At 73.2% G+C, this 10949-nt stretch carries 8 protein-coding genes; all 8 read right to left on the reverse strand.

Going from position 1 to position 10949, the window contains the following annotated elements; translation table 11 throughout:
- Positions 1 to 1905 (reverse strand): rhodanese-like domain-containing protein (locus NBZ85_RS20295; protein ID WP_261562414.1); only part of this gene is annotated, 1905 nt, incomplete at its 3' end.
- A 52-nt stretch (positions 1906 to 1957) separates the two neighbouring features.
- Positions 1958 to 3658, reverse strand: a complete 1701-nt coding sequence (locus NBZ85_RS20300; protein WP_261558479.1) for a dipeptide ABC transporter ATP-binding protein — start codon at positions 3656 to 3658, stop codon at positions 1958 to 1960.
- Positions 3655 to 4743 (reverse strand): ABC transporter permease, encoded by a 1089-nt coding sequence (locus NBZ85_RS20305; protein WP_261558480.1) that lies wholly within the window; start codon positions 4741 to 4743, stop codon positions 3655 to 3657. Before NBZ85_RS20305 ends, NBZ85_RS20300 begins: the two co-directional genes overlap by 4 nt.
- Positions 4744 to 4757: 14 nt before the next feature.
- A complete protein-coding gene (locus NBZ85_RS20310; protein WP_261558482.1) occupies positions 4758 to 5708 on the reverse strand; it encodes an ABC transporter permease in 951 nt (316 codons plus the stop codon).
- 69 nt (positions 5709 to 5777) lie between these two features.
- Positions 5778 to 7457, reverse strand: a complete 1680-nt coding sequence (locus NBZ85_RS20315; RefSeq protein WP_261562415.1) for an ABC transporter substrate-binding protein — start codon at positions 7455 to 7457, stop codon at positions 5778 to 5780.
- 140 nt (positions 7458 to 7597) lie between these two features.
- Positions 7598 to 8875: an acyl-CoA dehydrogenase family protein gene (locus tag NBZ85_RS20320; protein ID WP_261562416.1), complete on the reverse strand. Its 1278-nt coding sequence runs from the start codon at positions 8873 to 8875 to the stop codon at positions 7598 to 7600.
- Positions 8872 to 10044 (reverse strand): LLM class flavin-dependent oxidoreductase, encoded by a 1173-nt coding sequence (locus NBZ85_RS20325; protein ID WP_261558488.1) that lies wholly within the window; start codon positions 10042 to 10044, stop codon positions 8872 to 8874. Before NBZ85_RS20325 ends, NBZ85_RS20320 begins: the two co-directional genes overlap by 4 nt.
- A 45-nt stretch (positions 10045 to 10089) precedes the next feature.
- Positions 10090 to 10949, reverse strand: an 860-nt coding sequence (locus NBZ85_RS20330) for a serine aminopeptidase domain-containing protein (protein WP_308205196.1), incomplete at its 5' end; no start/stop codon positions are given.

Genomic DNA, 10949 nt, shown 5'->3' on the forward strand with positions numbered 1-10949 from the left:
GGTGGCGACCGGGCGGGCCGGGTCGGACGACCATGCCGACCAGGAGCCCGGGAACAGCGCCGCGTCGAATCCGGCGACGGCGAGGGCGGCGATCTCGTGCGAGGCCGTCACCCCGGACCCGCAGTACACCCCGATCGGCGCCGGCGCCGCGCCGCCGCCGCCGGCGGCCGAGGCGCCGAGGGCGAGGAAGCGGGCGCGCAGCTCCGCGGCCGGCCGGAACCGGCCGGCGTCGTCGAGGTTGTCCCCCGTCGAGGCGCTGACCGCCCCCGGGATGTGGCCGGCGCGCGGGTCGACGGGCTCCACCTCGCCGCGGTAGCGCTCGGGCGCGCGGGCGTCGAGCAGGATCCCCTCGCGGGCCACCGCGGCGGCGGCGTCGGCGTCGAGGACAGGCAGGTGCCCCGGCTCGAGCACGATGTCGCCGGGCAGCGGGATGATCTCCCCGGTCTCGACCGGCAGTCCGGCGTCGCGCCAGGCGCCGAGCGCCCCGTCGAGGATGCGGACGTCGGCGACGCCGGCCCAGCGCAGCAGCCACCATGCCCGCGCGGCGGACAGCCCGCCGTTGTCGTCGTAGACGACGACCGGGCGCCCGGCGGTCAGCCCCCAGGAGCGGGCGGCGCGCTGCAGGTCGGCAAGCTCGGGCAGCGGGTGACGCCCGGCGGTGCCCCCGGGGGCGGCGGCGAGCTCGGTGTCGAGGTCGACGTAGACGGCACCCGGCAGGTGGCCCTCGCGGTAGTGGTCGTGGCCGTGCGGGTCACCGAGGGCCCAGCGGACGTCGAGCAGCAGCGGCGGTGCGGCCGAGGTCAGCTCGTCGTGCAGGGCCTTGGCGTCGACGAGCACCTCGCCGCCGGGCTGACGGGCCGTCCCGGACCGGCCGGGCGTGCGGCCCGCGGCCAGCAGCTCACCGAGGTCGGCGTCGCCGAGGCCGCCCGGCGGGGTGCCGAGGCGGGCGGCGACGGCGATGCGCCGCTGCACGCCGGCGTTCACCGGGGCGCCCAGGCCGTGCAGCCGGGCCAGCAGGACGATCTCCCCGTTGAGGAAGTCCGATTCCACCGAGCCGCCGCGGGCCAGGCTCTGCCAGGTGGAGCTGCCCTGGCGCGGGAAGCCGGGGACGTCGTGGATGACGAGCTCGCGCACGTCGAACCCGCCGTCCTGGCGCAGGTCCGCGATGTCGATGCCGGCGGCGTCGAACGCCCGGCGGGCCTCGGCGACGAGCTCGGCGGACGCGGCGTCGCGCCGGGGGCTCGGCGGGTAGAGCGCGTCGAGGTTGTACGCCAGGTTGCCCAGCAGTTTGCCGGCCTTCCAGCGGCCGATGTCGTCGACGATCCGCACGGCGCTCGCCCCGCGGCGCAGGTCGGCGGCGATCGCCTCGACCACCGGGTCGCCGACGCCGCCGCCGGGCGCGCGGCCCAGCAGGAAGCCGGCGACGAGCGGCGCCGCCGGGGAGATCACTTCTCCTGGGCGCAGGTGCGACGACGGGCTGAGCACCATCGCGTCGACGACGACGGCGAAGCGGCGCAGCGCGGTGCGGACGTTTTCGAGGCCGTTCTGCAGCAGCACGACGGGCAGCGTCTCGGCCGCCGTGGTGCGCCCGCCGTCGACCGGCTGCCAGGCCCAGGTGGCGAGCAGGGCCTCGGAGTCCTGGGACTTGGTGGCGAGCACGAGGACGTCACCGGAGCGCAGTTCCACCTCGTCCGGGCCGCCGGCCACGGCCAGGTCCAGGCGCCGGGAGTCGGCCGGGCCGCCCTCGGTGGCCGGCGGGCGGATGTAGCGCAGCCCGTGGGTGCGCAGCGCCTCAAGATTGGCGCCCCGTGCGACGACGACGACGCCGATGCCGGCGAGGTGCAGTTCCGCGGCGATGGTCGCGCCGACCGCGCCGGCTCCGATGACTATGTACCGGCGGCTCATCGCCCCGATCCCTTCTGTGCTGTCTGGTGGATTTCTGTGCTGTCTGGTGGATTCACTGTTTCGTCCCGGGCAGCGCCGCGGCGGCGAGTTCGGCGGCGAAACGCTGGCCGGGGACCGCGCCGAGCAGTTCGCGGGTGTGCTCCTCGGCCGGCGCGGTGAGGATCTTCTCGGCGGGGCCGCTCTCGACGATCCGCCCGCCCCGCAGCACCGTGACGTGATGGGCGAGCTGGGCGACGACCGCCAGGTCGTGGGAGATGAACAGGTAGCCGACGCCCAGGTCCTGCTGCAGCCGCAGCAGCAGGGTGAGGATCTGCTCCTGCACGGACACGTCGAGCGCCGACACCGGCTCGTCGAGGAACACCAGTTCGGGTTCGAGGGCGAGCGAGCGGGCGATCGCGACCCGCTGGCGCTGGCCGCCGGAGAGCTCCGCCGGCTTACGGTCGGCGAACGCCGCCGGCAGGGCCACCTGGTCGAGTAGGTCGCGGACCCGGGCGGCGCGGCTGGCCCGGTCCCCGACCCGGAACGACACCAGCGGTTCGGCGATGGTCTGCGCGACGGTGAACCGCGGGTCCAGCGAGGAGTACGGGTTCTGGTGGACGAGCTGGAAGCGCCGCCGCAGCGGGCGCAGCTGCGACCAGCCGGCGTCGGTGATGTCGACGCCGTCGAGGTGGACCCGGCCCTGGGTCGGCTTCTCCAGGCCCATCGCGATGCGCAGCGCGGTCGTCTTGCCGGAGCCCGATTCGCCGACGAGCCCGAGGGTCTGCCCGGCGCGCACTGACAGGCTGACGTCGTCGAGGGCGCGGAAGATGCGGTCGCCACCGGCGGTGCGGGGCAGCTGGAAGTCCTTGCCGATCCCGTCCAGGCGCAGCACCTCCGGCGCCGGGGTGACGTCGATGAAGCGCGGCACGACGCCGCCGGCGTGCGACAGCGCCGGGGCGGCGGCGATGAGCTGGCGAGTGTAGGCCACCTGGGGCCGCAGCAGGATCGCCTCGGGCTCGCCCTGCTCGACGATCCGCCCGCGTTGCATGACCACGACCCGGTCGGCCCGGTCGGCGGCGACGCCGAGATCATGCGTGATGATCAGCAGCGACGCGCCGGTCTCGGCGACGAGGCCGCCGAGGTGGTCGAGGATGCGCCGCTGCACGGTGACGTCGAGCGCGCTGGTCGGCTCGTCGGCGACGATGAGCCGGGGATGCCCGGCGATCGCGATCGCGATGAGCACCCGCTGGCGCAGCCCGCCGGACAGCGCATTGGGGTACTGCCGGGCGCGCACCGCCGGCTGGTCCACCCCGGCGCGCTCCAGCGCCTCGATCACCTCCGCGTGGACGAGACGCTTGTCGACGCCGCGGCGGCGCACCACCTCGGCGATCTGCCCGCCGATGCGCATCGTCGGGTTGAGCCCGACCATCGGATCCTGCGGGACGAGCCCGACGACGTTGCCGCGGAACGTGCGCAGCACCCGGTCGGGGGCGCCGGTGACGTCGGTGCCGGCGATGCGGATGCGGCCGGCGGTGACCACCCCGCTCGACGGCAGCAGCCCGAGGATCGCGTTCGCCGTCGTCGTCTTGCCAGAGCCGGACTCGCCGACGACGGCCACCGTCTCGCCGGGGGAGATCGTGAGGTCGACGTCCTCGACCGCCAGGGTCGTGCGCCCGCGCTGCCGGTAGCCGACGGACAGTCCGGCCAGCTCCACGATGGGGCCGGTGTCGGCGGGCGCGACGGGGCCGCTGAGCGGCACTGCCTCGGTGCTCAACGCTGCACCTCCTCGAAAGTGCGGGCGATGTGGTTGAGGCTGAACACGACCAGGCCGACGAACAGGCCGGGCAGCAGCGACAGCCAGGGGCTGGTGACGAGGAAGTTGCGGCCGTTGGAGATCAGCGTGCCCCACTCCGCGGCGGGCGGCGGCGTGCCGAACCCGAGGAAGCTCAGGGAGGAGATGACCAGCACGGCCGTGCCGAAGTCGAGCACCGCGAGCACGGAGACCGGGCCCCAGGAGTTCGGCAGGATGTGGCGCACCAGCACCCGGCCCCAGGAGGCGCCGCCGGTGCGCGCCGCCTCCACGTAGGGCTGTTCCTTCACCCGTAGCACCTCGGCCCGGGTGGTACGGGCGAACGTCGGGGTGATGGTGGTTCCGACGGCGATCGCGATCGGCAGCAGGCCGAACCCGAGCGCGGTGACGATGACCAGGGCCATCAATAGCGCCGGGATCGCCAGCAGGATGTCGACGAGCCGCATGAGCAGGCTGTCGACCCAGCCGCCGAAGAAGCCGGCGACGACGCCGATGGTCAGCCCCGCGATGATGGCGATGAGCACCGCGCCGCCGGTCGCCTTGATCGTCAGGGTGGAGCCGTGCAGGACCCGGCTGAACAGGTCCCGGCCGAGTTCGTCCGTGCCGAACAGGTGGTGCACGCTCGGCCCCTTCAGCTTGTCCGTCGGAGACGTGGTGGACGGGTTGTACGAGGTGAACAGCGACGGCGCGAGGCCCGACACGATCACGAAGACGACGAACAGCCCGGCGAGGATGAACCCCGGCCGGCGCAGCAGCGGTCCGGCCGCCGCGAGCAGGTCGTGCCGTCGTCGCCGCACCTGCCCGCCCGCCCCGGTGTCGCCGGGCGGCGGGGTCGCGTCGTCGGCGAGCACCGCGCCGTCAGCAAGCACCGCGTCGTCGACCGGCGTTCCCACGCCGGCCGGCACCGGGGCGTGGCTCGGCAGGGCGACCCCCGCCGGTGTGACTGCCGGTGGCGCCGCCGACGCCGGCGCGGCGGCGTGGGCGACGGCCGCGCGCTGCTCCGGCGGCGCGACGAGGTCGGTGTTCGGGGAAAGGATCTTGTCGGGCATCGGTGCGGTCCCCCTCAGGCCGCTCGACCCGCGCGGGCCACGCGCGGGTCGAGCAGCGAGTAGAGCAGGTCGACGAGCAGGCTGACCGCGACGAACAGCGTTGCCGCGATCAGGACGATGGCCTGGACGACGGGCACGTCCTGGCCGAGCACCGCCTGCTGCGCGAGCTGGCCGATGCCGTTGCGGGTGAACACCACCTCGACGACGACCGAGTTGACCACGGTGTACGCGACGACGACGCCGAGCAGGGTCAGCGCCGGCAGCGAGGCGTTGCGCAGCGCGTGCCGGACCTGGATCGTCCAGCGGGACAGGCCCTTGGCCCGGGCGGTGACGATGTAGGGCTCGCGCCAGGTGTCGCTGAGGCTGCGGGTGAGCAGTTGGGCGAGCATCGCGGAGCCCGGCAGGGCCAACGTGATCGCCGGTAGTACCAGGGAGCGCCAGCCGTGGGTGCCGGTCGCGGGCAGCCAGGTCAGCGAGAACGAGAAGACCTGGATGAGCAGCAGCCCGACGAAGAACTGCGGCAGCGAGACGCCGACGGCGGGCAGCCGGGCCAGCAGCATCCGCGCCGGGCGCCACTGGACGTAGGTGGCGAGGAAGGCGACGGAGGTGCCGAGCACCAGCATGATCACGACTGCGACGGCGCTGAGCAGGATCGTCGAGGGCAGCTTGTCGGTGATGAGCGAGCCCACCGAGACGTTCTGCGTCAGCGACATGCCGAAGTCGAGGTGCAGCGCCGCCCACAGGTGGTGGAAGTACTGCACGACGACCGGGTCGTCGAGGCCGTAGTGCGCCTTGAGGTCGTGCACCTGCACCGCGGTGAGCTGGCTGACGTCGGCGCCGCCCGCGCTGAGCTGCAGGGTGATCGGATCACTGGGCAGGATGTTCAGGATGATGAAGGTGACGGTGTAGGCCGCCCAGAGCACGAGGAGTGCCTGGGCGACCCTACCGGCGAGATAACGGGGCATGTGGGTACCGGTCCTACGATGGCGGGTTCCGGTCCCACGGTGGTGGTTCCGGTCCTGGGTTGCGGGGTCCTACTTGGACAGCCAGATGTCGTTGGCGCGCAGGAAGCTCTCCGAGGTCCACGCGAAGCCGTGCACCTTGCCCGAGACGCCGGCGGTCTGCAGCCGGTCGTAGAGCGGGTAGGCCACCCCGTTGTCGATCAGGGCGTCCTGCAGGTCCTTGTAGGCGGCGGCGCGCTGGGTGGGGTCGGCCGTGGACAGCCCCTTGGCGAACAGCGCGCTGATCTTCGCCGCAGTCGCCGGGTCCTGGGAGTACTTCGCCGTGTACTGCTTGGACACGGCCTGGTCGAGCGACGAGCCGAGCACGCTCGGGTCCGCCCGGGTCAGGTAGCCGCCGGACAGGTCCCAGTCGCCGGAGTTGCCGGTCGGGGTGAGCTGCGCGGCCGTGACGACCTTGATCTGGTAGTCGATGCCGACCTTCTTGAGCTGGTCCTGGACGAGCTGGTCGCCGGGGCCGGCCGCGTTGGTCAGGTAGGACAGCGTCAGCTTCTTGCCGTCCTTGTGCCGGTAGCCGTCGGAGCCCAGCGCCCAGCCGGCGGCGTCGAGCAGCTTGCCCGCCCCGGCGGGGTCGTGGGCGAGCTTGGCGGACTCGTCCGCCGCGTACGGGGTGGTCGAGGTCACCGAGCTCTTCGCCACCGGGTAGTCGTCCCAGTACACGGTCTTGGCGTAGCTGCTCAGGTCCAGTGCCTTGTACAGCGCCTTGCGCACCTGGAGGTCGGCCAGCGGCCGGCCGGCGGTGACGTTCGGGATGAGCAGCCCGATGATGCCGGGCAGGGCGCGGGTCTCGATGGTGGCGCCGGAGGCCTTGATGACCTGCTGGTCGGCGGAGGTGATCGGCTGGCGCGGCCAGGCGATGTCGATCGTGCCGTTGGTCAGGCTGCCGACCCGGACGTTGTCCTCGGCGATGTAGCTGACGTCGATGCCGTCGAGGTACGCCGCACCCTTGTTCGCGATCAGCGAGCTGGGCCAGGCGTAGCCGGCACGCTTGGTGAGCTTCGCCGACTTGCCGGCCGAGTAGCTGTCGAGGGTGAACTCACCCGAGCCGACGACCTTGCCGGCGCAGCGTGCCTCGGGCGTCTCCTTGTACGTCGCCGGCGACAGGATGGCCGTCGTCGTCGTCGAGGAGGCCTGCAGGAACGCGGCGTTGGGCGTCGCAAAGTCGATCTTGACGGTGGACGGGTCGACGACGGTGGTTCCCTTGTACCCGGACAGGTAGGTGAGGCCGAGGGTCGACTTCGCGCCGAGGTCGTGCAGCCCGTCGTAGGCCGTCTTGACGGCGTTCGCGTCGAGCTTGGTGCCGTCGCTGAACGTCACGTCCTGGCGCAGCTTGAACGTGTACGAGGTGGCGTCGGGGCTCACCGTCCAGCTCGTGGCCAGCCAGGGGACGATCTTGCCGGTCTTCGGGTCCTGGTCGGTCAGCGAGTCGGCCAGGTTGCGGTCGATGCTGCGGGACTCGATCCAGTACACCTGGTTCGGGTCGATGCAGGACTGGAAGTCCGACCAGAAGGCGATCTTCAGGCGTCCACCGGGGACGGGCTTGCCGTCCTGGGTGCCGCCGGCCGCGGAGGTCCCGGAGGTCCCGCCGCCGGAGGAGCCTCCGCTCCCGCAGGCCGCGAGAGACACGGCCGCGAGGACGGAGACGGCTGTAGCGGCCAGCCGTCGCGTCGTTCGGTGACGGTGCGACGTGGTCATGGTGATGGTGCTCCCCCTTGTGACGTTCCGCGACGAGCGGACGGGATGGACGGGATGGACAGGATGGACGGGATGGACGGGACGAGTAGGACGGATGGGATTCGGGGCCCGGCGGACGGGATCGCCGGGCGCGGCGGTGGCTAGCCGGCCGCGGGCGCCGCGGGCGCCGCAGCCGCGGGCGCTGCGGCGGCGAGGACGCGCCGGCCCGCGATGAGCAGCGCGGTGTCCTCCTGCGGCGGGTGGACCCGGACGCAGTGGACGTCACGCAGGTGGCGTTCGAGCGGGTTGCGCCGGGTCAGGCCGGGGTTGCCGATGGCGGCGACCGCGGTCTGCACCGCGGTGATCGCCGCCCGGGCGATGAGCGGCTTGGCGAGAATGGAACGCTCCGCCGCCTGCGGTGCGCCCTCCTCGAAGCGGCGGGCCACCCCGAAGGCGATCTCCTCGGCGGCGACGAGCTGCGCCTCGATCTCCCCGGCGATCGTCTGGATCCGCTCGGTCGTGGCGATCGGCCGACCCAGCGACGTGGGGACCCGCTCGTTGGCGAACCGCACGAAGAACTCCTGCGCGGCGCGGGCCACCCCGATGTAGAGGGCGGTCGCCCCGATCCCGACGGCGGCGAACCCGGCGTCCGGGGCCTGGGCGGAGGCGGGCAGCCCGCGGAAGTTCGCGGCGGGCACCTCGACGTCGGTGTAGATGACGTCGTGGGTGCTGCTCGCCCGCAGCCCGAAATGGTCCCAGGTGCGGACGATCTCGATGCCGGACGAGTCGGCGGGGATGATCACGTGCCCGAGCAGCGGGTCGTCGTCCTCGGTGGCCGCCCACACCAGGTGGTAGCTCAGCCCCTCGGAGCTGGTCGCGAAGCCCTTGTGCCCGTTGACCACCCAGCCGTCGGCGGTACGCCGGATCTTCGTGGCCGGCAGGCCGCCGCGGGCCGGGGCGCCGAGCTCCGGCTCGGCCCGGATCGCGTTGAGCAGCACCGGCCGGTCGAGCGAGTCGGCGACGACCTTCCGGTAGAGCTCGTCGGGCCAGAACGGGTCACGGGCCTGCAACACGTGCTGGAAGACGGTCATCGCGGAGACCAGCGCCACCGACGGGTCGCCCTTGCCGAGCGCGGTGAACACCCGGATGCTGTCGGTCGGGCGCAGCTCCCGCCCGCCGTAGCGCGCGTCGATGCCCAGGCGCAGCAGGCCCGCGTCGTGCACGGCCTGCACGCCCTTCCAGGGGAACTCCCCCGACCGGTCGTACTCCTCGGCGGTGGCGGCGATCTGGGCGCCGACCCGGGCCAGCGCCTCGTCGGAGATGTCGACCTCGGGCAGCGGCGCCACCGGCACGGCCTCTCCCACCGGCACAGACCCGGCCTCGGCGGCCGGCTGTGCGATCACTTCGGACGGGGCGGTCACTTCGGACGGGGCGGTCATGACGCCACCTGCGCCCCGGCCGCGCCGACGAGGTCCTGCCTGGCGAGTCCCGCGTCGAGTGGGACGACCTCGCCGCGTTGACCCGTCGCCTCCCGGTGGGCCAGCTCCTGGCGCACCAGCGGCAGGACGTAGCGGCCGTAGTCGACGACGTCGTTGAAGTTGTCGTAGCCGCGGATCGAGACGAGCTCGGCGCCGAGGTCGACGTAGTCGAGGATCGCCGCGGCGACCGTCTCCGGCGTCCCGACCAGGGCCGTCGACGCGCCGGCGGCGTTGGTCGCCTTGGCGGTCGCCGTCCACAGCGCACGGTCGTGCACGTCGCCCTGGGCGGCGGCGGCCAGCAGGCGCTGGGAGCCGACGTTGGCCGGGGTGGCATTGCCGCCTATCCGGAAGCCCTTGTGGACGATCCCGCCGTTGCCCTGCAGGACGCCCAGAACGCGGTGCGCCTTCTCCCAGGCGAGTTCCTCGGTCGGGGCGATGATCGGCCGGAAGGTGACCCAGATCCGCGGGGTGTCGCTGCGCCCGGCGAGGCGGGCCTGCTCGTACACCGCGTCGATCTGCTGCTTGGTCTCCTTCAGCGGTTCGCCCCAGAGCCCGAAGATGTCGCCCTTGGCGCCGCCGACCTGGTAGGCCTCGGCCGACGAGCCGCCGACCGACACCGGGATGGTGCCGTTGACGGGCCGGACCAGCGAGACGAAGTCCTCGAACGAGTAGTAGGTCCCGGCGTGGTCGAACGGGGTCGTCGAGGTCCAGACCTTGCGCAGGATGTCGATGTACTCCGACTGCCGGGCGTAACGCTCGGTCTTGCTCAGCCGGTCGCCCTCGCGGGCCTGCTCGCGGTCGTCACCACCGGCGATGAAGTGCACGACCGCCCGGCCGCCGCTGAGCTGGTCCAGCGTGGCGAGCTGCTTGGCGGCGACCGTCGGGTACATCGTGTTGGGCCGCAGCGCCACGATCGGCTTGACCCGGTCGGTGTGCTGGGTGATCGCCGAGGCCAGGGTGAACGGGTCGTGGAACGACGAGCTGTAGGCCACGAGGGTGTAGTCGAAGCCGCCCTCGTCCAGCGCCCGCGCGTACCGCTTGAAGAACGGCAGGTCGATGGCGGTCTGCCCGAGCCGGTTGAGCTCGTTGGATTGGTTGATGTTGATCGCGCTGATGAACTCTACGGGCATCAGGTCCTCCGGAAGACGGTCAGGCGCGGCGGCGGTGGGGGCAGGTCACGACCAGTGCGCGATGGCGGGCAGGTCGCTGCCGAGCCGCAGGCGTTCGAGGAAGAGCACGACCGCCGCGGCGGCGGTGCGGTGGGTGGCGTCGTTGAGGGCGTCGTGCTTGCCGCCGTCGATGGTGACCAGCTCGGCGCGGGACGCCGCCGCGTAACGGGCACGCACCGGGCCGAGCGGGCTGATCAGGTCCTCGGTGCCGTGCAGGCCCAGCACCGGCACGTTCACCCGGCTCAGGTCGCCGTCGGCCAGCCAGGCCGAGGGCACCGGCGTGGCCAGCCCGCCGCGGCGCAGGTGGGGATCGTGGCTGAGCCGGGCCTGGTGGGTCGGGCAGGCCGTGCGGGCGGCGAGCTCGGCGGCCCAGACGCCCTCGCCGTCGGCGTCCGGTGCGCCCGCCGCGCCGCCCGGGGCCGCGGCTTCGGTGCCCGCCGGCGCAGGCCGGCTGTCCGCGGCCGCCGGCAGGCCGACGAGCAGCAGTGCGTCGGCCTGCACGGCCCCCGTCGCGGCGAGGGCGGCGACGAACGCGGCGCCGGCGTCGGAACCCGCCAGAACATGAGGGGCGGGCAGGTCGGGGTCGCTCAGCAGCGTCTGGATGTCCGCCGTCACCGCGTCCGCATCCAGGGTCGGGTCGCCGACCACACGCACGCGGTAGCCGTCGAACGCGATCCGGGCACCGAACCGCTCGTAGATGCCGGGATGCTCGCCTCGCCCGACGACCAGGATGATCGTCCCACGCGGGGCGACGGCGGGCGGGTTGTCCCACACGGCGATGGTCGGGGCCGGCGCGGGGGCGCTGGAGAGCTGGGCGGAGGTCATCGAGGCGTCCTTCGTCCGGGAGTGGGGACTCGGTCCGGGGT

The organism is Frankia tisae (assembly GCF_025403405.1).
In the GTDB taxonomy this organism is placed as follows: domain Bacteria; phylum Actinomycetota; class Actinomycetes; order Frankiales; family Frankiaceae; genus Frankia; species Frankia tisai.